The following is a 26,635-nucleotide window of genomic DNA, read 5'->3' as shown; positions in this document are numbered from 1 at the left end:
TTTTATAATGGCTTCTGACTTCGGTAAAATGATGTGTTGTTCTTTTATTTCATTAAAGGATTTTTTTTACGGGTGAAATATTGCCGAGGCAGTCAATGTTCAATTTAAGCGGATTTTGAGCTAAAAATGCGCCAACACTTTTAAACAAATAATATCTTTTACTTTCTTTTGCTCCTAATGTTTGCTTCAAATCTGAATTTTTAGTTTCTAAATGATGTCTGAACCAGTATTGATTTTCTCCCACACTCCAAACTAAATACAAGTGTTTGCTGATAAGTGATTTGTTGTTCTCGGCAATTGCTTTTTTTACATTTTCTTTACTTAATCCTAAAATGAACATTTCATTTTGTTGCAGGCTATATTCTAATTTTAGATTATCTACAGGAAGTTTATCTATAAAAGGCTGTGGTAATTGCTTATCAAGAATAGTAGTCCAAAGAGCATTGGTATCTTGTATCACTACCGGAAGCTTGAATTTCTTTCTTTCTACTGCGTGCCAGAATGTGCAGGCGTGCTGTATCAGCTTGCCGTCTGCATCTTTATAAATAGCGATGTGGTGGTTGTTTCCCAATACAACAAAACCAATATCCTCTCCTTTTTCATCTTTTTTTATACCTTCCACTGCCGACAGACCTGTAAAACACCTGACGCTTTTAATGGGGATTTGCTTTTCTTCATTATGCCAAAGCGTTGTTTTGAATGCTTCTTTCTCCTTTCCCCCGTGTTCATACAATCTTTGTTGTACAAGTTCTTTAACCTTTTTATCTACGATGTACGGAACATCTTTGGCTTTTAAACTATCCAACTTATACTTGATAACGACTTCTTCTTTAAAGCAGTCTGCCGTTTCCAAAACCTTTTGCTTTTCATTATCTAAATACACGGGTGATTTTTTTAATGAGTTTATTGCCCTTTTTACATCACCGTTAAACTCGCTTATTTTATCCAGTACTTTTTGCTGAATGCTTTTATCAATAATAGTTTTTGGATTCTCAAAAAGATATTTTGCAGCTTTATTTTTTTCGATGATTTTTATTTTTCCATAAACGGATTGCTCATGCAATGCACCCCGAGGCGTTAGCACTCCTGTATTAATATTTTTTCCTTTTGCCTTAAACTTGCTGATGGAAACCACTCGTTTACCGGGTTTGAAGGAAATCAAAATTTCGTCTATCGCTTTAGAAACCTGTGCAGTATCGAACGGTCTCTTTATAAGCAAATAAGTTTCTAACAAGGTCATCTTTTCATTATATTCAACTTTTGCAGCATCTACTTCTTTTTTCATTTCGTCCCGTACATCGCTTGCATTCAAAGTATTGATACGTTGAATGAATCCTTGTTGTGTGCAGGCTATCACTAATGCATCTACCGCATGGTGGCGGTGATCATCGCGCTTACTCCAGTTGGCAATTCCTTCTTTGTAATGTTTTCTTCTTCCGTGTTCACTTGTCCACTCCTTCATTTCCGTTTGCTCCAGCTCTTTGAATTTGGGTAACTGCAAATGCAGCATAACATCTTCCCAACCCCATAGCTTACGCAGTTTGGCCGTAACATTACCCTCTGTAACTCTTACCTTACTACATATTTTTCCCAATATCTCTTTTGATTTTCGACTGATGTATTGAGTTTCCCTGATATTACGATCTATGAAACTTTCCCAAAGCTTTTTATCTGCTTCTGTTTCTTTTTTTTGCTTTTTTCGTTCCTGATATTGCTCAAAGGAAACCTTTAAACGGTTCATTTTAGAATAAGAAATAATACCGCGCTTAAACCATTCGTCTACCCTTGATAAATATTGATTGAGTACAGCATTTCCCTTTTTCGAAATATAATCGTAAGCTGTTAAATTGGTTTTGTTGCCATTGCATTTACGATGTACCAGCACTTTATTGCTTTGAGAATCATCGAACAATAAAGCTTTAGGCACTATATGGTCTACATCAAAAGCATCGCCGGTTAAAGCTTCTGTTAAATTAAAAGTTTCTCCACAATAGATACATTGATTAACGACTTGTGTCTCGTTCCAGCTTTTATCTCTTGTTGGTGAAATAAATTTATATTTTTCAATAAATCGTTTGGTAGCAGGTATGTCTAATTCTTTTAAGGCATTTGCCACTTTGTCGTTTATCTTTTTATTGAAAGAATTTAGTTTATCAGCTGCATCGCGTTCGTCTTTACTTTGTTTGAGTTCGCGAGCCAGTTCAATTCTGATTTCAGCAGGCTTGCCATATTTTTCAATCAAGGCATTTACCACATTAATCATTTGGTTTAAAATTTTTTCTACTACCGGCTGACGCAAGCTATTTTTTGGTAAGAGCGTCAGTTTTTTATCAGTACCTGTTTTTTCTAATTCATCTTTGGTAAGTGACCGGGAAACATAACCGGCAAGGCTTTCTGCTTCATAAAGATTATAGCCTTGCATTAGGTAAGACAATATTTTTCGAATAGCTTTTACCGATTTATTAGCATAACCCTGTTTGTCGAAATCAATCTTAGAAAGCTTTTCAGCAATTTCTTCTGAAAACGCAAACCGCTTTATTAATGCCTGCTTACATTCTTCCAAATCTTTAATGGAATAGATGGTATGCCATAGTTGATAGAGTGGCTGTTTTTCTATTTCTTTACTGATAATGGAGCCGTGTCGTTCTTCCAAAATCTCACCTGTTTTACGGTCATAAATGTAAGCGTCTTTTCCATTGGAGATAATTTTTGTATTAAAGTTCAGAAGGTTACTGTCGCCAATAATTTTATGGATATCTGCAAATGTGGGATTACCCTTAATACCTTTTAAAATTTGTTTATTGCTATAAACGTCGTCTTTTTTAAGGGTTAAAATTTTCAATAAATCGGTGAAACTTAGCTGTTCGTTTTTCCAAAGGTGCTCAGCAATTTGTTTCTTTTCGTCAAGTGTAGGGGTGCGGTCGCCCCATTTGTATTTTGCATCAGGCGGATTTTTTACTTTCAAGTTGATATTGTTTACCGTTTCCCAAATTCGGCATAATTGGAATAATGGGTTGGATTTTGCCGCTACTTTTGGCCCTACAAATACTTCTTTATCGTTTCCTGATTTGTCTTTTATTGTTTTTTCAAAACCTTCAAACTCACATACACTCAATAATCCTTTTTGCGATTTCAGTTTGCGTTGATAATAAATAATTTCATCGCGAAGCGAATGGATTAAATCGTCTGTCAGGAATGGATGATGCTTTTTTTGAACATTGATAATCGTATCAAACTCTTCAATATAAGCCTCACGCGGATATACTTTTTCCTTTACCCTGAAATATTGATTTTGTTCAACAGCGTTTTTCAATCCTTTATAAAAAAACTGCCCAATGGTTTGATTACGATCTTTCAGTTGGGTATATCTGCCTTTTACGGCTTGTACATATTCTGTATCCCTTTTGTCAGCATTGGCTTCGTTTCTTGCCGATTTATAACCTCGTTTTTGATTAAGCATATACAAGACTCGTCCCAATTGCTTCGGTTCTATGGGCAGTGAAGCAGCGTCACTTCTTAATTTCCAGATGTCCAGCATAGATAGATTAAGTAACTCTTTGGATGGATAAATACTATATTTCTCTAAAGCTTTTCTTAAGCTGTATTTGAAATCATCACTTTTCTTCAGTTGTTTCCTGTCATATCCTCTGCGCTGTATTCTAGCTGTTGTTCTATCCTGATTTTTGGAAATTGCTTGTCCTTTCTGAAACTGGGCACGTTCGTCAGAGGACAATGATATAATTCTGCTGCCCATTGCAAGAATTTCTATTGGAATATTATTTTCATCAACTTTTATTAATACCCACCCAATGGAAGTCGAGCCGAGGTCTAATCCAAGAATTGTTTTATTCATTTTGAAATTTTATTATTTTAAAAATTGCTAAACCTTTATTATTTTCGCTATGAAAGCAATTCACAATAAGGATTATTCCGTTGTGAAAACATTTAAGGTGGCGCAAGTCGCCTTTTTTTATTCCCGAAGCGCTTACTTGAAATTACGGACAGGGTTCATGGAGTGATATTGCAGGTAATGCAGGCAATCGGGTTGAGACGTTAATTTACGAATTTTGGATGAATTTTGCAGCAGCTTTTTATTTTACTGCAAAGTTTTTTAGTGTGCTGTAAGATTTGCATGGTAATGCACTGCATACCTGGATTTTTCCTCTCCCTCATGCAGAATAGTGTTCCAAACCCCGAACGGAGCATCGCAACAGTTGTACATAGCAGCTATGCAGCCGGCTAACCCATACCATAGCAGATCCTGTTCATTAGGGCTATGTTGTTCGTATTCATCCCGCTTCACCCTCGCATATTCCGTTGGCGTCATGCCAAACTGTTTTAAAAAGCTCCTGCCGAAATTGTTCTGCGGTTGAAAGCCGGTCGCATAGCTGCTGTTTCGGGGTATAAAGGAAGGCTCCCTTATATTTGTACGCCCGGTTATTACTATTATTGCAGAATATTGTGTAAAGTTTATCATTCAAAGCAATCAATCATGAAGCCATTTTTTTCTTTTGTTTTTTTTGTAACGATCAGTATGGGATTATATGCGCAGGAAGCGTGGAAGCCTGTTGCGGGCAAAATTACAACGCAATGGGCAGCGGATATAAAAGCGCAACAGCCCTTGCCCGAATATCCCCGTCCGCAGCTTGCCCGCAAAAGCTGGGTGAACCTCAACGGGCTGTGGCAATATGCCATTCTTCCTAAGGAAACCGGCGAAACCCCACCTGCCGCTTTTGATGGTAATATCCTTGTTCCTTACGCGGTGGAATCTGCCCTTTCAGGCGTGGGCAAAACGGTAGGAAAGGATAGTGTGCTCTGGTACAAACGCGCGGTAGAAGTATCCGCTGCATTCAGAAAAGGGAAAGTGCTGCTGCATTTTGGCGCGGTTGACTGGCAGTGTGATGTATATGTAAACGGTAATAAGGTGGGTTCGCACCAGGGCGGGTATGATCCTTTTTCATTTGATATAAGCACCGCGCTTACAAAAGGAAAGCAGCAGGAAATTACCATACGCGTTTGGGATCCCAGCGATGACGGCCCGCAGCCGCGTGGTAAACAAATCAAGAATCCTCACGGCATATGGTACACGCCGGTAACAGGTATCTGGCAAACCGTGTGGCTCGAAAATGTGCCTTCTACCTATATTGCCGCTACGGTGCAAACGCCCGACATAGACAAACAAACGCTTACAGTAAAAGTGGATATAGAAAACCTGCAGCCGGGCGATGCCGTAAAAGTGGTTGCATACGATGGACAGCAACAGGTAGCGGAGCAAACATTGAAGGGTGAAGAGGAAGTTGCTTTAACCATAAGCAATCCAAAGCTATGGTCTCCGTCCGATCCTTTCCTGTATGATCTTAAATATACGGTTACCCGCAGGGGGAAAGTGATAGATGAGGCAGGCAGCTATTTCGCTATGCGTAAAATTTCGGAAGCGCCGGATAACAATGGTATAAAAAGAATGTTGCTGAACAATGAATTTGTATTTCAATACGGCCCGCTCGACCAGGGCTGGTGGCCGGACGGCTTGTATACCGCGCCAACCGATGAAGCGCTTAAATTTGATGTGGAGCAAACCAAAGCGATGGGCTTTAATATGATCCGCAAACATGTGAAAGTAGAGCCCGCCCGCTGGTACTATCATTGTGATAAGCTGGGCATGCTGGTATGGCAGGATATGCCCAGCGGCGATATGGGTGGAAACAAATGGGATATGCGGGTAGGACAGGTGTCAGGTAAAAACTTAGATAAAGAACGGAGTGCTGAATCTGAAGCCATTTACCGTGCCGAATGGAAAGCCATCATGACCGCCTTGCATAATTTTCCTTCCATTGTAGTGTGGGTACCTTTCAACGAGGCATGGGGACAATTTAAAACAAAAGAAATTACGGAATGGACCGTGCAGCTCGACCCCTCGCGACTGGTAAATGAAGCCAGTGGCGGGAACTTTTTTGGTTCGGGTCATATTCTCGATATTCACAATTATCCCGATCCGCAAATGCCTGCACCAACCATATTTGGTGCTAAGCAAATATTAGTGCTGGGCGAATTTGGCGGACTGGGCCTGCCGGTTGAAGGCCATACCTGGCAGCAGAAAGACAACTGGGGATACCAGAGCTTTAAAAACAGCGATGAGCTCCTTAAACGCTATACCGGGCTTATCACCGATCTTACACCGCTCATTCCTCTGGGTCTTTCCGCGGCAATATATACCCAAACAACAGATGTAGAAGTGGAAATAAACGGGCTGATGACTTACGACAGGAAAGTGATGAAAATACCTTTGGAAAAGCTAAAGCAACTGCATCAGCAATTGTACAATAAGGGGCTGGTGAAGATGAAGTAGACCACCTGTTAGGTCTGCCGAACGGCGAAGCATCCAGGCAGACCTAACAGGTTTAAGAGCGTCAGACCGCATACACCATAAACTATAAATAAAAAACCACAAACTCAGGTGAAGCACTTCATTCTGATACTATTTCTTATCCCGGCACTGCTCATTTCCTGCAAAACCCAATCGCAGGATAATGATAAGCGTATGTTCAGCAACCCGCTGCTGCCTTCCGGCGCAGATCCTTTTTCCTTTTATAAGGATGGCTATTATTATTATACCCATACTTTGGGCAACCGGATTGCCATATGGAAAACCAAAGACCTGGCTGATCTGAAAAATGCCGAACGCAAAGACATTTTCACACCACCTGCAGGTACCCTGTATTCAAAGCAGCTTTGGGCGCCGGAAATTCATTTTATTGAAAACAAGTGGTATGTATACTTTGCGGCTGATGATGGAAACAATAACAATCACCGGATGTATGTGCTGGAAAATGAATCAGCGGATCCCATGACCGGTGAATGGAAGTTTAAGGGGAAAATTGCTGATCCGGCTGATAAATGGGCCATTGATGGAAACGTTTTCTTTTACCGGGAGCAATTGTATATGATCTGGTCGGGCTGGGAAGGAGACGTGAACGGGCAACAGAATATTTATATCGCCAAAATGAAAAACCCGTGGACGATTGATGGCAGCAGGGTATGCATTTCCAAACCCGAACTGGAATGGGAAACACATGGTGACTTAAATGATGCGGATAATCCACCACATGTAAGTGTAAATGAAGGCCCGCAGGCGCTATTCAATAGCGATAAATTGTTTATTGTATATTCTGCCAGCGGCTGCTGGACCGACTATTATGCCTTAGGTTTATTGCGCTTTACGGGGAATAATAATTTGCTTGATAGTGCTGCATGGAAAAAAGCGCCCCAGCCCGTGTTTAAGCAGTCAAAAGAAAATAGGGTATATGCGCCGGGGCATAATTCATTTTTTAAATCGCCTGATGGTAAAGAAGACTGGATATTATACCATGCCAATGCCCTGCCCGGACAGGGTTGTGGCGGGCATCGTTCGCCCAGGGCACAGCCTTTTACCTGGAACAGTGACGGCACACCCCGGTTTGGCTCACCTGTAAAAACGGAAATGATGCTGCCCGTTCCTTCGGGGAGATAGCAAATATTTTTTTGAACAAAATACGACCAGGAAAATGAAAAAAGTTTTTGCCCTGCTCTCCGTTTATTTTTCTTTTGGATTATTGACAGCCCAGGATCTCCGTGCTCCCGCTTATCCGTTAATAACGCATGATCCTTATTTCAGCATATGGTCTTTCACCGATCAGTTGAGTGCTGCTCCTGCCAAACACTGGACGGGAAAGGAACAGCCGTTGCTGGGTTTGCTGAAGGTGGATGGAAAAGTTTATCGTTTCCTTGGAGATAGTGAAAAGCAGTACAATAGTCTTGTTGCCTCCGGCGATGAAAAACCATTCGAAGCAGTATATACAGAAACACAACCCGCCGACGGGTGGATAAACACCGGCTTTAATGATGCCACCTGGAAAAAAGGAATGGCGCCATTTGGCGATAATGAATCCACTGCAAAAACCTTGTGGAAATCGCATGACATATGGGTGCGCCGCAGTTTTGTATGGAATGGCGGAGATGTGAATGGACTATTTCTTAAGCTCCTTCATGATGACAATGCAGAAGTATATCTCAATGGTGAAAAAATTTACAGTTATACAGGATGGCTCAGCAAATATCATTATATTCCATTGCCAGGGTCTGCCGTAAAAAAATTAGTAAGAGGGAAAAATGTGCTGGCTGTTCACGTTGCCAATACTGCCGGCGGCGCTTCGCTCGACGCAGGCATTGTACAGGAAGTAATACTTCCCACAAACAAGCTGATAGTGCCGGCAGAACAAAAAAAAGTAACGCTCAACGCCACCCAAACCCTGTATGAATTTACCTGCGGCCCGGTAAACCTAACCCTTGGCTTCACGTCTCCCCTGTTAATGCATGACCTTAATGTATTATCCCGGCCTGTTTCTTACCTCAGCGCTGCTGTTGTTTCCAACGACGGTGCCAAACATGATGCGGAACTTTATTTTGGCGCGTCAACTGCACTGGCTGTGAATAACGGGTCCGAAGCAGTGGTTGCCAGCGGATACAAATCGGGTGATTTGAATATATTGAAGGCAGGAACCAAAGATCAGCCGGTGTTACAGAAAAAGGGAGACGACCTGAGAATAGACTGGGGCTATATGTATGTAGCCGTGCCGGGGAAAGACAGGGCTGTGCAGTACATCACACCTGCAAGATATGCCTTCAATGCTTTCCTGTCGGGAACATACCGGTTCAATACCTCCTCAACAGAAGGAAATCAGCTCATGCTGAATACGGTATTGGCCTTGGGAAAAGTAGGCGGAGATACCGTTAGTAAGCTGATCATGCTGGGCTATGATGATGTATACGCTGTGCAGTACTTCGGTCAAAATCTGCCTGCCTGGTGGAGAGACGGGAAAAATGCCACGATCGAAAAGGAATTGGCAAAAGCGTATTCGGATTATAGTATCATTATAAAGCAATGTAAAGCAGTTAACGAAAATATACACAATGCTGCGTTGAAAGCGGGTGGAGAAGAATATGCACAGCTATGCGCTCTTGCCTATCGCCAAAGCATAGCCGCACATAAATTAGTTAAAAGCCCGCAGGGGGAAATACTGTTTTTATCGAAAGAGAATTTCAGCAATGGCTCCATTAATACGGTAGATGTAACCTACCCTTCCGCGCCGCTGTATCTCCTGTATAACCCCGACCTGCTGAAGGGAATGCTGAACGGCATCTTTTACTATAGTGAGAGCGGGAAATGGACAAAGCCATTCGCAGCGCACGACCTCGGCACCTATCCATTAGCTAATGGCCAAACATACGGAGAAGATATGCCCGTTGAAGAGGCGGGTAATATGATCATTCTTACAGCCGCGATTGCCAAAGCGGAGGGAAATGCCGGTTATGCAAAAAAGCACTGGAATACATTAAGCATATGGGCAGGCTACCTGCTCAAAGAAGGTTTTGACCCGGAGAATCAATTATGTACCGACGATTTTGCCGGTCATATTGCACGCAACGCCAACTTATCGGTTAAAGCCATAGTAGCACTGGGATGCTATGCCATGCTGGCGGAACAGTTAGGAGAAAAGGAAATAGCAAAACAATATAAGAACAGTACCGCTATGATGGTGGAAAAATGGATGAAGCTGGCCGATGACGGCGATCATTATTCACTTACTTTCGAAAATCCCGGAACATGGAGCCAGAAATATAACCTGGTTTGGGATAAGATACTGGGATTGAAATTATTTCCTGAAACGGTTTATAGCAAGGAGATAAAATATTACCTCACCAAACAGAACAGGTATGGATTGCCGTTAGATAGCCGGAAAACCTATACCAAGTCTGACTGGATATTATGGACGGCCACGCTCACTGATAATGCCGGTGATTTTACAGCGCTGATAAAACCTGTGTATGATTTTGTTAATGAAACACCCGACCGGGTGCCGCTCAGCGACTGGCACGAAACTACCGACGGCAGGAAAGTGGGCTTCCAGGCAAGAGGCGTAGTGGGAGGCTATTTTATAAAATTGCTTGTAGATAAATTCAAAAAGTGAGGATCTTAGCTTTTCCTATTGTAAAATGACAGTACTTTTAACCAGCAAAATAACGATCTCTGTAGCCATTATATTTTAATCCATGAGCCAGCCGGCAACTATCCATGATATAGCAAAGGAACTGAACATAGCTGTGGCTACCGTTTCACGCGCGCTCAATGACCACCCTGCTGTAAAAGATTCAACGAGAAAAGCAGTGCGGCAAATGGCCAAAAAGCTGAATTATCACCCCAACAAAATAGCCACTTCGCTGCGGCTGGGGCGTTCGAAGATCGTTGGTGTGATTATTCCAAGCGCCGAGATCAATTTTTTTGGATCGGTTATTCATGGCATAGAAAAGGTGATGAGCGAAAACGGGTATAATGTGCTCATATACCAGTCTAATGAATTATACGAATTTGAAAAACGGGGAGTGGAAACATTCCTGCGTTCGCAGGTGGAAGGCGTGCTTGCTTCAATTTCCAAGAACACCATTAACCTGGATCATTATGCCGCTTTAAAAAAGCGGAATGTGCCACTCATTCTTTTTGACCGGGCCAATGATTCGCTTGGCGTGCCTTCGGTAGTGGTAGATGATTACCAGGGCGCATTTAACGCTACCCGTCATTTAATTCAGCAGGGCTGTATGTGTATTGCGCATATTGGCGGACAGCAGCATGTTACTATCTTTAATCAGCGCCTGAGAGGGTATATTGATGCTTTGAATGTGCATAACATACCGGTAGACGATAACCTGATCGTGTATGGAAAGGTGAGTATAGAATCGGGCAGGGAGTGCATGAACCAGTTGCTTTCGTACACTATTGACGCTGTTTTTGCGGTGGAAGATTTTACTGCACTGGGAGCCATACAGTCCATAAAAGCAGCGAATAAAAAAATTCCCGGCGATATTGCCATTGTTGGTTTTGCAAATGAAGCGTTTGGTGAGTATATTACACTCTCCTTATCAACTGTGAACCAGCAAACCGTTCATATGGGAGAAGAGGCAGCCAAGCTGTTTTTTGAAACCAGGAATAATAAAGAGTGGTCAAAAATGCCGTCGCCCAAACTGGTGCTTCAGCCGGAACTGATATGCCGGCAATCGAGCATCAGGAAAAAATACAAATAGAAAGATGACATCCGGAAATTATGATACAGCGCTATTAAACGAAAATTTCAGGCAACGCTTTCATGCAGTGCCCATGTTGTTCCGGTCTCCCGGAAGAATAAATATCATTGGCGAGCATACGGATTATAATGATGGCTTTGTGCTTCCCGCGGCTATAGATAAAGCCGCCTACGTTGCCATTAGCAAAAGAGACGACGATAGCATAGAGCTCGCTTCACTTGCATTTAACGAAACCTACACCTCTAAAATTTCGGAAGTGCGCCCGTTAAAAAGCTGGACGGATTATGTGCTGGGCGTGGTTGACCAACTATCGAAACAGGGTTTTGCTATCGGCGGGTTTAACCTGGCATTGGATGGGGATATTATAATAGGAGCGGGACTGTCATCTTCCGCCGCGGTAGAATGCAGTGTGTTGTATGCATTGAACGAGCTGTTTGCATTAGGGTTATCTAAGATACAAATAGCAAAAATGGCACAGGCAGCGGAGCATGAATTTGCCGGGGTAAAATGCGGCATCATGGATCAGTTCGCATCTGTATTTGGTAAGGCAGCCCATGCCATACAGTTAGATTGCCGGAGTCTTGAATACCAGTATGTGCCTTTACACATGGAAGAGATTAAGATCGTACTTTTTAATTCCAATGTATCACATGCGCTGGCGTCTTCCGGGTACAATACCCGCAGGCAACAATGCGAACAGGGCGTAGCATGGGTAAGGGAGCAGGTAGCGGAAGTGCAATCGCTGCGTGATGTGTCGCATGAAATGCTTCAGCAGCACGTGCTGCCAAAGGATGAATTAATATACAGGCGTTGCAAATATGTGCTGGAAGAAAATCTTCGCTTGCTCGCCGCATGTGATGATCTTAAAAAAGGTGATATAGCCGCACTGGGGCAAAAAATGTTTCGTACACACGAAGGCTTAAGTAAAGAATATGAAGTAAGCTGCAGCGAGCTCGACTGGCTGGTTCAATACGTGCGCAATGAAAAAGATGTGCTGGGCGCCAGGATGATGGGGGGCGGCTTTGGGGGATGCAGCATTAACCTTGTAAAAGAAGAGGCAGTAGATGCATTAGTTGAAAAAGTGAGCGCTCAATACAGGCAGGCTACCGGCTTAACACTCAGCGCATATGCGGTACAGATAGCTGATGGCACGGAAGAAATATTACAGCCCGGGGAAAAATCTGCTGTAGAGTGTCTTTGACTCTGCTGTAAGAAGTCTGCGGCTGTGCGAGCCCTGCTGTGCGAAGTCTCTGACTTCGCACAGCATATGTTCTTCCGGGACGCTGTCCTGCACAGCACTAATGCCAGGATGAACCGTAGTAATATGCCATAAAATCAAATAAACCAAACGATTGTTATGATAAAAATTAAAGCCTTTACAATTGCCTGCCTTATGGTGGTAATGGCCTGTAACCAGGGCGTCAAAGAGCAGGATGCGGAACAAAAAAACGGAACAGAAACTGCTGCAGTAAATGCATGCGTGCCTTCATTGGAGAATAAAAATTTTGAGGATAGCATAGATGGTAAACTTACCGGCTTGTACATACTAAAAAACAAAGCCGGGGCCTGCGCTGCCATTACCAATTACGGGGGCAGACTGGTAAGCCTGGGAGTGCCTGATAAAGACGGAAAGCCTGTTGACGTGGTGGTTGGTTTTAAGAATGTGCAGGATTATGTAAATTCCACCGAACCTTATTTTGGCGCTACGATAGGCCGTGTAGGCAATCGCATTGCAAAAGGCAAGTTTAGCTTAGATGGAAAAACCTATACCTTATTTACCAACAATGGGCCCAATACATTGCATGGAGGGAAAAAAGGTTACCAGGATGTGGTATGGGATGCCAGTCAGCCCAATGATTCCACATTGCAATTAAAATATGTATCCAAAGACGGAGAGGAAGGCTTTCCCGGAAATTTAGATATAACGGTACGGTATACCCTTGCGGCAAATAATGCGCTTAAAATAGATTATCATGCCACCGCCGATCAAAAAACGGTAGTGAACCTTACCAATCATGCTTTTTTTAACCTGAATGGTGAAGGCAGCGGAACCATCAATGATCATGTGCTGCAGATCAATGCAGATAAATATACGCCTGTTGATGCTACATTAATACCCACAGGAAAGCTGGAAGCTGTAGAAGGAACACCATTTGACTTTCGCCAGCCTACAGCTATCGGGAAAAGAATAGATACGGTAAATAACCGGCAATTAAAGAACGGCAGTGGTTATGATCATAATTTCGTGCTTAATGAAAATGATCCGGCTTCCCTGCATGTGGCTGCGGAAGCCACAGGCGATAAATCGGGCATTGTAATGAAAGTGTATACAACCGAGCCCGGGCTCCAGTTTTACGGCGGTAATTTTATGCAGGGAAAAAATACTTTTAAGAGCGGGGCTAAGGATGATTTCAGAACCGCGTTTTGTTTGGAAACACAGCATTTTCCCGATGCGCCCAATCAAAAAAGTTTTCCGTCAATTGTACTGGAACCGGGTAAGGAATATAAAACGTCTACTGTGTATGCGTTTTCCGTGAGAGGGGAGGAGTGAGTGGTGCATAGTCAATAGTGAGTGTTGAAAGAACCAAATCACAAAAAGCAAGAACCAAACAAATACAGATGATTCGTTCCTTTCCAGGACAGGTAAAATTCAAGTACGAAGCATGAAGCCCTACATCCGAAAACGAAATGCAACTATAAACCACAAACTATAAACTAAAAATCCGAAACCCGAAGGAGATCAGCTTGTGAATCCTGATATCAGCTTTATCTTAATCTTCAAAATTAACTCTAATGAAATTTAGACTGATCGTATTAAGCGCTTTATTTTTTAGCATTGGTTTTCAGCAATGCAAGCCCAAAGAAGAAAAAAAAGCAGACAATGAAGAAGTAGCGGAGGTAAGAGGTATCTGGACAAAGGAGCAGGCCAATGACTGGTATGCGAAGCAGGGATGGCTGGTAGGTTGCGATTTTGTTCCCAGCACTGCCATCAATCAGTTGGAAATGTGGCAGGCGGCCACATTCGATACGGCTACCATTAACCGTGAGTTAGGCTGGGCAACCTCGCTGGGCATGAATACCGTGAGAGTATACCTGCATGATTTGCTGTACCAGCAGGACGCTGAGGGTTTTTTGCAACGCATGGATACGTTTTTACAGATCGCATCCCGGCATCATATTAAACCGCTTTTCGTATTGTTTGATTCCGTTTGGGATCCCTATCCTAAATTGGGTACACAGCGGGAACCCAAGCCCGGCGTACACAATTCGGGTTGGGTGCAAAATCCGGGTAAAGAAGCTTTGTTAGACAGCACGCAATACCCCCGCTTAGAAACCTATGTAAAAGGAGTAGTAGGAAAATTTGCATCAGATGATCGCGTGCTGGGCTGGGATGTATGGAATGAGCCGGAGAATATGAACAACGAGTATTACCGCAAAATGGAGCCACCAAACAAAGCGGATATTGTATTGATTTTACTGAAAGAAGCTTTTGAATGGGCACGTTCAGTAAATCCGCAACAGCCGCTTACCGCGGGCTTATGGTCGGGCGACTGGTCGGCTCCGGAAAAGCTGAAGCCTATTGAAACGCTTATGGTGGAAGAATCGGATATAATATCCTTTCACAATTATGATAGTGCGGCATCCTTTGAAAAAAATATAGTAGAACTGCAACGCTACGGTCGTCCCATTCTTTGCACGGAATATATGGCCCGTGGCAACAACAGCAGTTTTGAAGGTTCATTGCCCATTGCAAAAAAATACAACGTGGCCGCATACAACTGGGGATTGGTAGATGGCAAATCACAAACCATCTATCCCTGGGATAGCTGGAAGAAAGCATACGAAGCTGAGCCTGAAGTTTGGTTCCATGATATATTCAGAAAAGATGGAACACCTTACAGAAAAGCAGAAACGGACCTGATCAAAAAGCTGACCGGTAAGCTGTAATATGTTTATGGCAGAACGCAATGATCTGCTACAATGAAAAACCAGCAGGCAGCAGCTGTGCAACACTTTCTATTCTGTTCATCATTGACCAGCCTCTTCCCTGCTTGCCGGCAGAAAGAGAAGCATCTGTATCGCCCGCTTTATGAATCGCCCGCTTTATGAGGCGTCTTCGCCTCATAGGCAAACCATGTCGCCTGCGGGTGATGATTAAAATATACTGCTGATGTATCCGATCATTTATTATGTACTGGCATTGCTGTTGTGTTCCGTTAAAGAAGAGATCCGGCCGGCAACAGAACAAATATATCTTGCCGACCCCACTATTTTTCAGGAGGGCGGAAAATATTATCTCTATGGTACCGATGGCTTTAACGCCGATTCAGGATTTAATGCCTATGTGTCGGAAGATATGCAGCATTGGGGCAAGTCTTTAACCGGCAATCAACGGGCGCTTGCTAAAGGTGCATCTTTTGGAACAAAAGGTTTTTGGGCGCCGCAGGTATTCCGCCATCACAACCAGTATTATATGGCATACACAGCGAACGAGCATATAGCGATGGCCTGTAGCGATAACCCGGCCGGTCCATATAAGCAAACTCAATTAAAGGCGTTGGAGGCTCCTGTTAAACAGATTGATCCTTTTGTGTTTAAGGACGATGACGGAAAACTTTATCTCTATCATGTGCGGTTACAAAACGGCAACCGGATATTTGTGGCTGAATTAAAAAACGACCTTTCAGGGATCCTTCCCAACACATTACGGGAATGCATAAGCGCTGTAAACGATCCGCAGCCGTGGGAAAATATGCAGCAGGTGAAGTGGACGGTTACCGAAGGTCCAACGGTCATAAAACGTGGGAACCTTTATTATATGCTCTATTCCGCTAACGATTTTCGTAACCCTGATTATGCGGTAGGATACGCAGTAGCGGATAATCCTTACGGCCCATGGAAAAAATATGAGGGTAATCCCATCATCAGTAAAAAAGTTACAGGCGCCAATGGTTCAGGTCATGGCGATATTATTATGAATAAAGCAGGTGATTATTACTATGTATTCCACACACATTTTTCCAATGAAAAAGTGGCGCCGAGAAAAACAGCGATGATAAAAATAAGGTTTACGGATAATGGGAGTAACGAAAGCATGGAAGCCGATACGTTGAGTTTTGAGTATTTGAAGTATGGACAATAATGCTATTGCCAACAGGGCCCTGACGCATTATATTATTTATGGTTTATGGTTTGTGGTTGTATTCGCTTCGGATTTTACCCGTCATTGTGAGACCCCTAAACTAATTTGAATGATGTGTACTATTTTTAAGGGTCGAAGCCTGCCTACCGGCAGGTAGGCAATCCCCTGATGGGGGCAGCGGATTTTTTGTTTTTAGTTTACGGTTTATTGTTGTGGTTGTATTCGCTTCGGATTTACGACTTTTGGCTTCGGATTTGAGTTTTATATGTTTTTGTGATTTGGTTTTTGGTTCTTCTTTTCGAATTTCGAAATTCCGGCTTCGGATTTAATTTTATCTGTCATTATCACACAGAAAGCATGTATTCCCTTGATTTGCTCGCTTTATGAGGTTGCCCGCTTTATGATTGCCCGCTTTATGAGGCGTCTTCGCCTCATAGGCAAAACATGCCGCCTCCGGGCGGTGGGAATTCTTTCTTCCCTTTTCGTATCAAAGGTTAGAAAGGAGGCTCCTTCTATTTCTTTCCCGATTTATCAGGAAATGCCGGTATAGGCGGCACACCTTTAGGCCCCGGCTCCTGCAGCTTTTTCTGCAATTCTTCAATCGCTCTTTGAAGCTGCGCATCGTTGCCAAGCCATTCCTGGTGCGGGTCGTTGATAACTTCAATATCAGGATGAACACCTTCTCCTTCAATAATGAATTTGGAGCCATCCGCCGCAAAGTGTGCGAACTCAGGCTTGCGCATATCAGCCCCGTCAATAAAGGGCAGTGATCCCCGTATACCTACAACGCCACCCCATGTGCGCTGCCCCAGCAGGGGGCCTATTTTATAGAATTGAAACTGGTAGGGAAACAAATCCCCATCGGACGCTGAATACTGGTCAATCAAACAGATCTTGGGGCCTACCTGTGCGTCGGGTTTTATACCGGCTGTTTTATCGTTTCGCATCATCGTGCCCAGTCCCGGTATCCGCCGCAGCCGTTCAATGATCATGGGTGATACATTGCCGCCGCCATTACCCCGGTCGTCAATGATCAGCGCTTCTTTGTCTAACTGCGGATAAAAATAGCGGGCAAACTGGTTCAATCCTTCCGGCCCCATATCCGGTATATGCAGGTATCCTATTTTTCCGGCCGAAGCTTTGGTTACTTTGGCAATATTTTGCTGCACCCATTCATGATAATACAGGTTCGATTCGTCGTCAATGGGTTGTACGAACACTTTACGGCTTCCCGTAGCCGAAGCTTTGCTGTTTACCTGTAATTCAACGGTTTGCCCAGCCTTTCCGATAAGCGCCTGGTATATATTGGTGAGCCTGCTCACATCTTTTCCATTGATGGAAATAATGTAGTCGCCTTTATTTACGTTTACTCCCGGTTGGCGCAGGGGTGATATCAGGGTTTTATCCCAGCTTTCGCCAGACAGCAGGGAATCAATTTTATAGTAGCCGCTTTTATCGCGGCTGAAGGTTGCACCCAGGAGTCCCATTTTTATGCGTTCCACTTCCGGCCGGTCGCCACTGTTTACATAAGCATGCCCGATGCTCAGCTCGCCGATCATTTCACCAATAATATAGGTAAGATCATTGCGGTGATTTACATAAGGAAGCAGTGTTGCATACTTGTCGTGCATCGCTTTCCAGTTCAGTCCGTGCATGTTAGGATCGTAAAAGTAATCCCGCATTTGCCGCCAGCTTTCATCAAATATTTGCTTCCATTCGGCATGCAGACCGGCGTTTATTTTTAACCCGCTGAGATCCAGTTTATTTTTGGGTTCTATTTTAAATTTGCTCAGATCTTCTATATAATAATCGTCTCCTTTTTTAAAAATAATTTTCTTCCGGTCATTGCTAATGGAATAGCTATTCATATTCCCGATTTCAGTTTCCTTTTTATCTTTAAGATCAAAGAATTTTAAAGATCCCGGCGTGCGGAAAGCAGCAGCCTCATAATACAAACCCTCATTGGTAGCGGTAAGATTATAATAATTACCCGGCGTTACCGGCAAGCTTTCGATACGATCGGTTAATCCTGTTTCATCTATTTTGATTTCCACCGTTGTATCTGGTGTATCCACCGTTTTCTTTTGTGCTTTTTCTTTGTCTTTTTGATTAATCGCTTTACCTGCGCCGGCGCTGTCTTCCTTTATGGTTACTTCATCGTTTTCAACCTGGAAAGGCGATGTGGTTCCTGCTGCCAGCCTCACCATATAGGGTTTGCTCATATCTACATAAGCGTGGTTCCATTCGGTATTGCTGTATACGGGGTTAAAGTCGCGTTCAGACACAAAATACAGCAGTTTTCCGTCGGCACTGAAAGCAGACCTGCCGCTGTTATACCAGTCATCGGTAACGGCAATGCTTTTTTTGCTTCCGGTATTATACAGTTTGATCACATCAAACCGCCGGGCTTTCCCCGGTTCGGTATAAGCGATCCATTTGCTGTCGGGCGCCCAGGTATAATCTGTTATTTCCCTGTTATCGGAATGTGTAATAATTGTTTTCCTGGCAGTAGCTACGTCAATATAATACAGATCCTGTTCGCGGTCGGCAAGTAAGATCAGCTTGCTATCGGGGCTCCATACCGGGTAAAATTTATAGCTGCCGCCGCCATTGGTTAACTGGCGGGCACTATCCGTTCCATCCTGTTTTTGTATGTACAGTTCATCTTCTCCTGTTTTGTCGCTAATGAAGCTTATCCATTTACCATCGGGGCTCCAGTCAACATTCCGGTCGTTCGCTCCGCTGCTACGGGTAAGATTGCGGGTAACGCCATTTTTTCCCGGCACGGTAAATACATCGCCCCTGCCGCTGAATACGGCCCTTTTACCATCGGGCGATAAGCTGTAGCTGTTCATGAATTTTGAAGCGTCTACCTGTTTGTTGCGGCTCCACGACAGGTCTTCCGCAAGGATAATATCCAGCTTTTCCGTTTTGCCGTTGTTCAGATCGTAGAGATAAATATACCCGCCATTTTCAAATGCGATCGCGTCATTGCCTAACGAAGGAAACTTACAATCGTATTCGGTGAAGCTGGTTATCTTTTTAGTTTGCCTGGATTGCGTATCATATTCAAAGAGGTTCATGGTACGGTCGCGGTCGCTGAAAAAATAGATCCTGTTTTTGTAATACATCGGGAAAATGTCTTGGGCCGGATTGTTGGTTATATTTTCCGTTGCCGCTGTTTTGGTATCGTATATCCATATATCATCTGCCATGCCGCCCTTATAATATTTCCAGGTCCTGAATTCACGGAATACCCTGTTCATGGCAAGCTTACTGCCATCTTCATTGTACGAGCACCAGCCTGCCACGGAAAAAGGGAGCGCTTCGCTTAAATCGCCCGATAGGGGCGCTTTGTATAGTTTACCTTTAAACGGATTGAAAGAAGTACCGCGGCTGCGGTAAATAACAGATTTGTCATCCGGCGTCCAGCCCATTACAATATTGTTGGGACCCATCCGGTCGGCAATATCATCACGGTTAAGCGTAGCCGTATAAGTAATGCGCTTAGGCTCTCCGCCCGTGGCGGGAATAACAAACACTTCGGTATTGCCATCATATTGACCGGTAAAAGCAATTTGTTTACCGTCATGACTAAAACGGGGAAAGGTTTCATACCCCGGATGGCTGGTGATCTTTCTTGCCGTACCACCACTGCGGGCAACAGTATACAAATCACCTGCATAGGAAAATACTACCTGGTTTCCGTTTACGGAAGGGAAACGCAGAAGCCGGGCTTCCTGTGCATATAGAAAATTACAGGCAATAAACAGGCATGATGTGATCAGCAGGGCTCTTCTCATAATATACGATTGATATTATGAAATTAAGCAATAATGTTGTTCGGTAAGAAGTGTAACATTGTAATAACGAAAGCGGATATTAGTGTTTCGTGAAAAGTGAGAGGATAAAAGTGAAAGAGGTCTTCGACTCTCACGTCTCACCTTTCTCGACTCACTATTCACTTTTCACGTTTGACACAGCACTAATATAACTCGTTATTTTTTCCTGTCGCTCACCACAAGATTATACCTGATGTAGAACTGAAAGGCCTGGTTGCGCGCCTGCGTGGGAGGTAATATGTTATTAACGCGGAGGTCAACAAAATTGTTCAATGCCTGGTTGTAGCGGAAGCCGAACATAAAGCGATCATAATAGTAATTGGCGTCAAAGAGGTAACGCCATTCGGACCCATTGATTTTTGACGATAAAGAATCATCTTTTAGCTTGATGGTTTCTGAACGCAGAAGGGTATTATTGGACGAACGTTGTTCCCTGTCGGCCAGCCCGCTGTTGAATGACGAAAACTGTAATCCGCTGCCTAAATAAAAATTCTTAACCGGGCTGTAATAAAAGCTTACCGGCATATTAAAATAATACAATTTGCGCAGGTAAATATTTTCTGTATAGCCTGCATTACCCGAAGGAACAGCTAGTTCTTTATGCGATAATAAAAGGGAAGGAGTGGCTTGTGGTGTATTAAACTGGAACTCGCTCAGCAGGTATATCCTGTTGGTTACATGCAATTGCAGGTAAGGCGAAGGAATATAATCTGTTATGATATTTTTGCCCGTGGCAGAATTGTAATTATACGTTTGTTGAGAAGCAATAGCAATATTCTGGTAAGGCGCTATGCCTGCTGCAAACCAGCGGTCAGAAGTTTCACCCCAAAAGGAATGGTAGGTCCGGTACGATCTGGACAATTCCTTTTCTTCCTTTCTTTCCTGCCGTTTCATTTCACGCAGCAGGGCTTTTCTTTTGGCGCTCACATCGGGTAAGGTGGAAACGTAGGCAGGCACAATTAATATACCCGTTTTGTTACTGCCTGCAGATTCAGTAATATTTTTGCGGTTGCTGTAAGCTGAATTTTCTGTATGAACTGCATTATACCCGGCTATTACAAATAGTTTTTCAGCAATATTGCTTTTCTCATCAGTGATAAATACAGATGCGGGCAGTTCATTACCCGGTTCAACAGTGTGCTCCGTAATCAGGGGGGTGTTTTGCGGATTTTCTTTAGTTGCGGGAACTGTGTTAAGCTGCGCTACCCTGCCTGGTTCACTATTTTGTTTTGAACCGGCATCAATCCCTACTTTGTTTTTGAACGTATGTTTATGTGAAATTGAGGGAAACGGGTTGCCGCCGATTGATTTTGTGGGATTGTTATTATGAATGGTTGTATTGTTATTTACTACTGCTCCGGCTATTTCGTCAATGTTTTTTTTATCTGCCCTGTCTGGCGTTTGTTGTGAAGCAATGCTATGATCAATCGTATTTGCAGATGCTGATGGAAGAAGTTCAGTATTGCCCGGCGCTACAATTTCATTATCACCTGCCGTTGTATGAATAATCACCCATATGCCAACCGAAAGCATAACAATAAGGCCGCCCAGCCACCATTTACCGCTACCTCCTTTTCCATCTTTTTCAGACAAGGGCATTTCCCGGTCGAGTTTTGCCTTCATTTGCTGCCATGACATTTCCTCGCCGGGCAACGGCAAATGTTGCAGCTTTTCCGCAATTAGTTTTTCGTATGGTAGTTTCCGGTTCAATAGACTGCGTCTAAGGTTTTTAATAATTTCCGCATCAGCCGTCTTGCTTCGCTCAGGTGCCATTTGCTGGTACCTTCGCTAATGCCCATCATTATGCCTACCTCCTTATGTGTAAAACCTTCTATTATATATAAATTAAAAACGGTTTGGGTGGCAGGTGGCAGTTTTCTTACCAGGAAAAGCAATTCCTGCGCATTTAATTTATTAACCGCTTCGCTGTCAACGTAGGGCTCCGTAGCCTGGTCTATTTCCACCTGCCTGCTGTGTTTCACATTTTGCCTTATAAAATCTATCGCGCTATAAATCATAATGCTTCTTATCCAGGTGTATAAGCTGGCTTTTAGCGGATCGAAGCGGTGTATATTTTTATACACTTTCAAAAAACCATTATGCAATACTTCCATCGCATCGTTTTCATTATGCGTATAGCGCATGCAAAGCGACATCATAGCTACGTAGAACTGTTTATATAAACGTTCCTGTGCCCTACGGTCGTTATCAATGCATCCGTTAATAAGGTCAATATCTGCAGGGGTACTGCTCAATGCTATTGCTGATTTTATGGATTCCTGCCACAATGATGCCCTGCTTTCAGGCATATTTTGTTTCAATGGGTAAGATAAAAACATTATTCCTTATACCATTGCACATTGACCTGTTTTTAAACGATTATAACACTATTTAAACATGCGATAGCTGCAGTAATATATACGGTTAAAGCGGAGGAGAGGGTTGGGGGAGGGATGTGGGAGATTTGAAAATGAGGTAATTTGAAAATGGGAGCAGGGTTATGGGATGGTTACAAGTTCCAGGTTGCAGGGGCGGCGGTCGGTACGCGACGAAGGAGCGTCAGACCGCAAGCGGGAATTATTTTATCCCCGGAATTAAATTTGAGGAAAAGAACTGACCTGGGAAGGGGTTAAACAAAAAGCTAAGAATGAAAATAAATACATATTCATTGACGCCTATACTACCTGGTGTGGCCCCTGTAAATACATGCCTAAATATATTTTCCCGCAAAAGGAAGCAGGCGATTTTTTAATGAAAATTTCATAAGCATTGCATTACAAATTGATACTACGCAATACACAAAATGATCTGCTTTCAACTCAAAATATTTCTCTGATTGAAGGATTAACTATTTAGGAGATGTGGAAGAAATAGATGAGGTATATTCTTTTAGCTGAAGTGGAAGAACCTACCGTCTGGGTTTATGCTTAATGCCGTCCCTCTCCACAATGGGGAGAGGGAAAGAGGGTGAGGTCACTCCTCATAATACACCCTTAGCACTCTTTGCGAAATACCCGTCATTATTTCGTAAGGAATGGTTTGTGCCCACTGCGCTAACTGGGTAATAGAGAGCCCTTTCCCAAAAACAATAACATCATCCCCTTCACGTGCGCCCGGTATATCTGTTATATCAATCATCGTCATATCCATAGCGATATTGCCTGTAACCGGGGCCAGCTTACCATTTACCAGTACACTGCCGGCGCCGTTGCTTAAATTACGGCGGTACCCGTCGGCATAACCGATACGGATAGTGGCAATAATGCTGTCTCTTTGCAGTGTGCCCTTTCGGGTATATCCTACCGTTTCACCGGCTTTTATTTTTTTTATTTGAGCAATGGTTGTTTTTAATGTGGCGGCTTCCCTTAGCTCAAGGGTGTCGGACGCGCTGCTGTTTATGCCATATAAGCCGATGCCAAGCCGTACCATATCAAAGTGCAGTTGGGGATGCCGGATGATGGCCGCCGAATTGGCAATATGACGGATAAAAGGATAAGCTAATGCCTGCTGTAATATGGAGCAGGCTTGTATGTATTGCCCGGCCTGTTGCCGGGTAAAAGCGTCTAACGCGGAGTCTTCGCTGCCTGCAAGATGACTGAATACAGATTGTACGGCGAAGAGATTATGATCAGCAAGCGCTTTAGCCAGGGCAGTTATTTCGCTGGGTTCGAAACCAAGGCGGTGCATGCCCGTATCTATCTTTATATGCACAGGGTAGTTTTGTAATCCCTGCTCCTGCAGGAAATTACGGAAAGAAGATAATACGTTAAATGAAAAAATTTCCGGCTCAAGGTTGTTTTCTGTTATGGCGTGATAGCTGCTTTCTTCCGGGTTCATTACCATAATGGGCAGGCTGATGCCCGACTTTCGCAATTCCACCCCTTCATCGGCATAAGCAACCGCCAGGTAATCTACTTTATGAAACTGCAGCATATTAGCTATTTCATAGCTGCCGCTGCCATATGAAAAGGCTTTCACCATAGCCATTATTTTGGTGGATGGCTGCAGCAGTTGCTGGTATTGCTTAAGATTATGTACAATGGCGGTAAGGTTTACTTCTAATACAGTTTGATGCGCTTTTTGTTCCAGCAGGGCGCTGATGCGTTCCAGCGCAAATTTTCTTGCGCCTTTTATGAGTATGGTTTCATCATGAAACCGCGTGCCGTGAAGATGGGTTATAAAATCTTCAGTTGAATTATAAAAGGAGGTTTCGGCTACAGCCTGCTCAAACTTGTTTTTGTATTCTTGAAGATGCGCACCTATACCAATAAAGCGATTGATATTTTTATGTTGCAGGGCAAGCGCAATTTCACTGTATAATTTTGCGGGATCCTTTGTTTCCGCGAAATCGGAAAGGATCACCGTGCGTTTCCGGTGCTGGTGCTGCTGCTCCAAAAAATCAAGGGCGATACGTAAGGAGCTGGTGTCGGCAATATAGCTATCGTTGATAACAGAACAATTGTTAATGCCTTTTTTCATCTCAAGCCGCATCTCCACCGGTTTGAGCAGTCCGGTATGTTCCGTTATGGTTTCACGGCTATACCCCATGGTCAGCAACACGCTGCCGCAGGTAATAGCATTTTCTACAGCCGCGTTGTCTGTAAAGGGGATGCGGATAATAAGTGGTAAGTGGTAAGTGGTGAGTGGTAAGTTGAGAGAGGTGAGAGGTGAGCTGACTGCAGCTTCCCGGTTCACTTCAAGACGGATGGTTGTATGCGCCTCCTCTTTTTTTATATTAACTACCCTGATAGCACAATGCGCCTGCTTTCCCCAAAATAAACAGGGGATACCCGATGCTTCAACGGCTTCAACAATCAGCGGGTCGTCTCCATTAGCAATCATCCGGTTTACACCGGTAAACAATAAGAGCTTTTCCCTTATTTTTTGCTGCTGATCTTTAAAGTTTTCACTATGGGCATCACCCATATGTGTAAGCACGCCAATAGTGGGTTGAATGATTTTTTGCAATGCCTCCATTTCCCCGGGTTGGGAAATGCCGGCTTCAAATATGCCGAGCGTGTGCACCAGGTTCATTTGCCAAACGCTTAGTGGTACGCCTGTTTGCGAGTTATAGCTTTTAGGACTTCGAACAATCTGATAATCTTTTTCAAGCAACTGGTTCAGCCATTCTTTTACGATGGTTTTTCCATTGCTGCCGGTGATGCCCACCACAGGTATGCCGAACTGTGAGCGGTGAAATGCAACGAGTGTTTGTAAAGCGGCTAATACATTAACTACGCGGATGAAATTAGCATTGGGGTAATCCTTTGTTTCAAATGAAAGATCAGCAACAAAATTTTTAATTCCCCTTGCATATAATTCCGGAATGAAAAGATGCCCGTTCCGCCTTGGCCCGGGTAAAGCGAAAAATAAGGAACTGGCTGCATGCACTACTCTACGGCTGTCTGTAAGCAGGTAGTCAATAACAGTACCGCTGTCTCCACCCGACTGCAGTTGCGCGTGCACGATAGCCGAAATTTTTTCAATAGTATAATTGCCCATTATGAAGCAATGGTTTTACAGGTCTGTTGTTTGTTGCGGCATTTTCCGGTTATGATAAACAGAATATAAAATGGAAGCCGCCAGGCATATAACGATCACCGCCAGCGAAATGTATATGGAAATATGAATATCAAAAAATTCAATCAGCATTTTAATGCCAATGAATATCAATACCACGGCAATGCCCTGCTGCAGGAAGTCAAATTTGTTTACCGCGCCTTTCAGCAAAAAAAACAGGGCTCGTAAACCCAGAATCGCGAAGATATTGGAAGAATAGATCACCAGCACATCATCCGGTGAGAAAGGAATATCGGCCCGTTCACGTACAATGGAAACTACGGTAGGGATAGAATCTAATGCAAAAACAATATCAATGGCGGCCAACATAAATACAACAACGGAAAGTATGGTAAAATATACTTTCCCGTTACGGGTAATAACATATTTTCCACGGGGTTCCACAGTGGTGAGCCGCAGGTATTTTCTTAAGAGCCGGTATAGCTTTGATTCTCTTGGATTGAATTCTTCCTCGTTTTTTTTAAAGAATAGCTTGTAGCCGGTATACACCAGGAAAATACCAAAAATATAGAGTATCCAGTGAAACCGCTCTATCAGCCCGATACCAATGGCTATAAAAATGATCCTGAAAACGATAGCAAGCAGTATGCCGATCAGTAGGGCCCTGGCCGTGTCGGAGTCTGCTATTTTAAAGGAGCTGAAAATGAGGATGAATACAAAGATATTGTCAATGCTAAGTGATTTTTCCATCAGGTAAGCGGTTAAAAATTTGGTAGCCACTTTTGAACCGTCTTCAAAGAAAAGAAATACACAAAAAGCAAGAGAGATCGCCACCCAGAAAATGCTTTGATAAAAAGCGCTTCTCATGGTTATATGCGAATTTTTTTTACTGAACAAACCGAAATCAAAAATCAGCGCAATCAAAAGCACTATCCCGAAAGTGAGATAAGAAATTTCTGTGGGTGTCATTAACGTGTAATATTTTATTCAAAGATAAGGGGCTATTTCTGATGGGTGG

Annotated in this window: 17 protein-coding genes; 9 read left to right on the top strand and 8 right to left on the bottom strand. The window is 43.3% G+C overall.

The genetic code is table 11. The annotated features are described in order from the left end of the window. Positions 1-52: 52 nt before the first annotated feature. The gene (gene cas9, locus PLE34_RS00740; RefSeq protein ID WP_324553072.1) at positions 53-3,853 is read right to left on the bottom strand and encodes a type II CRISPR RNA-guided endonuclease Cas9; all 3,801 of its coding nucleotides are present in this window, start codon (positions 3,851-3,853) and stop codon (positions 53-55) included. Positions 3,854-4,111: 258 nt separating this feature from the next. Beyond that, complete coding sequence (locus PLE34_RS00735; RefSeq protein WP_324553070.1) at positions 4,112-4,327, bottom strand: hypothetical protein; 216 nt, start codon at positions 4,325-4,327, stop codon at positions 4,112-4,114. A 165-nt stretch (positions 4,328-4,492) separates the two neighbouring features. On the opposite strand from PLE34_RS00735, the gene PLE34_RS00730 reads away from it, so the two are divergent. The 7 genes from PLE34_RS00730 (at position 4,493) to PLE34_RS00700 (ending at position 15,060) form a co-directional block, all read left to right on the top strand. Continuing rightward, complete coding sequence (locus PLE34_RS00730) at positions 4,493-6,346, top strand: glycoside hydrolase family 2 protein (RefSeq protein WP_324553068.1); 1,854 nt, start codon at positions 4,493-4,495, stop codon at positions 6,344-6,346. Between the two features lie 108 nt (positions 6,347-6,454). Beyond that, a complete protein-coding gene (locus PLE34_RS00725; protein WP_324553067.1) occupies positions 6,455-7,507 on the top strand; it encodes a glycoside hydrolase family 43 protein in 1,053 nt (350 codons plus the stop codon). Positions 7,508-7,541: 34 nt separating this feature from the next. Beyond that, positions 7,542-10,004 carry a glutaminase family protein gene (locus tag PLE34_RS00720; protein WP_324553065.1) on the top strand — a complete coding sequence of 821 codons (2,463 nt, stop codon included), beginning with the start codon at positions 7,542-7,544 and terminating at the stop codon, positions 10,002-10,004. A gap of 82 nt (positions 10,005-10,086) precedes the next feature. Further along, the gene (locus PLE34_RS00715; RefSeq protein WP_324553063.1) at positions 10,087-11,112 is read left to right on the top strand and encodes a LacI family DNA-binding transcriptional regulator; all 1,026 of its coding nucleotides are present in this window, start codon (positions 10,087-10,089) and stop codon (positions 11,110-11,112) included. Between the two features lie 4 nt (positions 11,113-11,116). Next, the gene (galK, locus tag PLE34_RS00710; protein WP_324553061.1) at positions 11,117-12,313 is read left to right on the top strand and encodes a galactokinase; all 1,197 of its coding nucleotides are present in this window, start codon (positions 11,117-11,119) and stop codon (positions 12,311-12,313) included. 156 nt (positions 12,314-12,469) lie between these two features. Further along, positions 12,470-13,663: an aldose epimerase family protein gene (locus tag PLE34_RS00705; RefSeq protein WP_324553059.1), complete on the top strand. Its 1,194-nt coding sequence runs from the start codon at positions 12,470-12,472 to the stop codon at positions 13,661-13,663. Positions 13,664-13,905: 242 nt separating this feature from the next. Continuing rightward, a complete protein-coding gene (locus PLE34_RS00700) occupies positions 13,906-15,060 on the top strand; it encodes a cellulase family glycosylhydrolase (RefSeq protein ID WP_324553057.1) in 1,155 nt (384 codons plus the stop codon). Between the two features lie 28 nt (positions 15,061-15,088). On the opposite strand, the gene PLE34_RS00695 is transcribed toward PLE34_RS00700, so the two are convergent. Then, positions 15,089-15,238, bottom strand: a complete 150-nt coding sequence (locus PLE34_RS00695; RefSeq protein WP_324553055.1) for a hypothetical protein — start codon at positions 15,236-15,238, stop codon at positions 15,089-15,091. 45 nt (positions 15,239-15,283) lie between these two features. Here PLE34_RS00695 and PLE34_RS00690 point away from each other — a divergent pair, with 45 nt between their 5' ends. Beyond that, the gene (locus PLE34_RS00690; RefSeq protein ID WP_324553053.1) at positions 15,284-16,255 is read left to right on the top strand and encodes a glycoside hydrolase family 43 protein; all 972 of its coding nucleotides are present in this window, start codon (positions 15,284-15,286) and stop codon (positions 16,253-16,255) included. A 512-nt stretch (positions 16,256-16,767) separates the two neighbouring features. Here the strand turns inward: PLE34_RS00690 and PLE34_RS00685 are convergent. The 3 genes from PLE34_RS00685 to PLE34_RS00675 all read right to left on the bottom strand — a co-directional run bounded on the left by PLE34_RS00685 (position 16,768) and on the right by PLE34_RS00675 (position 22,406). Beyond that, the gene (locus tag PLE34_RS00685; RefSeq protein WP_324553051.1) at positions 16,768-20,058 is read right to left on the bottom strand and encodes a S41 family peptidase; all 3,291 of its coding nucleotides are present in this window, start codon (positions 20,056-20,058) and stop codon (positions 16,768-16,770) included. Positions 20,059-20,253: 195 nt separating this feature from the next. After that, positions 20,254-21,807, bottom strand: coding sequence for a porin family protein (locus PLE34_RS00680; RefSeq protein ID WP_324553049.1), 1,554 nt, complete (start codon positions 21,805-21,807; stop codon positions 20,254-20,256). Further along, positions 21,804-22,406: an RNA polymerase sigma factor gene (locus tag PLE34_RS00675; protein WP_324553047.1), complete on the bottom strand. Its 603-nt coding sequence runs from the start codon at positions 22,404-22,406 to the stop codon at positions 21,804-21,806. The genes PLE34_RS00680 and PLE34_RS00675 overlap by 4 nt, the downstream gene beginning before the upstream one ends. 304 nt (positions 22,407-22,710) lie before the next feature. On the opposite strand from PLE34_RS00675, the gene PLE34_RS21815 reads away from it, so the two are divergent. Further along, positions 22,711-22,863, top strand: coding sequence for a thioredoxin domain-containing protein (locus PLE34_RS21815; protein ID WP_502875855.1), 153 nt, complete (start codon positions 22,711-22,713; stop codon positions 22,861-22,863). Positions 22,864-23,070: 207 nt separating this feature from the next. On the opposite strand, the gene PLE34_RS00670 is transcribed toward PLE34_RS21815, so the two are convergent. Together PLE34_RS00670 and PLE34_RS00665 are read right to left on the bottom strand one after the other, a co-directional pair. Beyond that, positions 23,071-25,599: a bifunctional UDP-N-acetylmuramoyl-tripeptide:D-alanyl-D-alanine ligase/alanine racemase gene (locus PLE34_RS00670; RefSeq protein ID WP_324553045.1), complete on the bottom strand. Its 2,529-nt coding sequence runs from the start codon at positions 25,597-25,599 to the stop codon at positions 23,071-23,073. A gap of 15 nt (positions 25,600-25,614) precedes the next feature. Continuing rightward, positions 25,615-26,586: a TerC/Alx family metal homeostasis membrane protein gene (locus PLE34_RS00665; protein WP_324553043.1), complete on the bottom strand. Its 972-nt coding sequence runs from the start codon at positions 26,584-26,586 to the stop codon at positions 25,615-25,617. Between the last annotated feature and the right edge of the window lie 49 nt (positions 26,587-26,635).

This window comes from Agriterribacter sp., from assembly GCF_035445465.1.
Classification (GTDB): Bacteria; Bacteroidota; Bacteroidia; order Chitinophagales; family Chitinophagaceae; genus Agriterribacter.
This window is presented reverse-complemented; position numbering and strand designations above follow the sequence as displayed.

What these genes read in the sequence shown, in the direction of transcription:
- PLE34_RS00700 (WP_324553057.1), top strand. Translation starts at nt 13,906, where the DNA reads ATGAAATTTAGACTGATCGTATTAAGCGCTTTATTTTTTAGCATTGGT.
- PLE34_RS00685 (WP_324553051.1), bottom strand. Translation starts at nt 20,058, where the DNA reads ATGAGAAGAGCCCTGCTGATCACATCATGCCTGTTTATTGCCTGTAAT.
- PLE34_RS00705 (WP_324553059.1), top strand. Translation starts at nt 12,470, where the DNA reads ATGATAAAAATTAAAGCCTTTACAATTGCCTGCCTTATGGTGGTAATG.
- PLE34_RS00670 (WP_324553045.1), bottom strand. Translation starts at nt 25,599, where the DNA reads ATGGGCAATTATACTATTGAAAAAATTTCGGCTATCGTGCACGCGCAA.
- cas9 (WP_324553072.1), bottom strand. Translation starts at nt 3,853, where the DNA reads ATGAATAAAACAATTCTTGGATTAGACCTCGGCTCGACTTCCATTGGG.
- PLE34_RS00720 (WP_324553065.1), top strand. Translation starts at nt 7,542, where the DNA reads ATGAAAAAAGTTTTTGCCCTGCTCTCCGTTTATTTTTCTTTTGGATTA.
- PLE34_RS00695 (WP_324553055.1), bottom strand. Translation starts at nt 15,238, where the DNA reads ATGAGGCGAAGACGCCTCATAAAGCGGGCGATTCATAAAGCGGGCGAT.
- PLE34_RS00715 (WP_324553063.1), top strand. Translation starts at nt 10,087, where the DNA reads ATGAGCCAGCCGGCAACTATCCATGATATAGCAAAGGAACTGAACATA.
- PLE34_RS00665 (WP_324553043.1), bottom strand. Translation starts at nt 26,586, where the DNA reads ATGACACCCACAGAAATTTCTTATCTCACTTTCGGGATAGTGCTTTTG.
- PLE34_RS00675 (WP_324553047.1), bottom strand. Translation starts at nt 22,406, where the DNA reads ATGCCTGAAAGCAGGGCATCATTGTGGCAGGAATCCATAAAATCAGCA.
- PLE34_RS00690 (WP_324553053.1), top strand. Translation starts at nt 15,284, where the DNA reads ATGTATCCGATCATTTATTATGTACTGGCATTGCTGTTGTGTTCCGTT.
- PLE34_RS00735 (WP_324553070.1), bottom strand. Translation starts at nt 4,327, where the DNA reads ATGACGCCAACGGAATATGCGAGGGTGAAGCGGGATGAATACGAACAA.
- galK (WP_324553061.1), top strand. Translation starts at nt 11,117, where the DNA reads ATGACATCCGGAAATTATGATACAGCGCTATTAAACGAAAATTTCAGG.
- PLE34_RS00730 (WP_324553068.1), top strand. Translation starts at nt 4,493, where the DNA reads ATGAAGCCATTTTTTTCTTTTGTTTTTTTTGTAACGATCAGTATGGGA.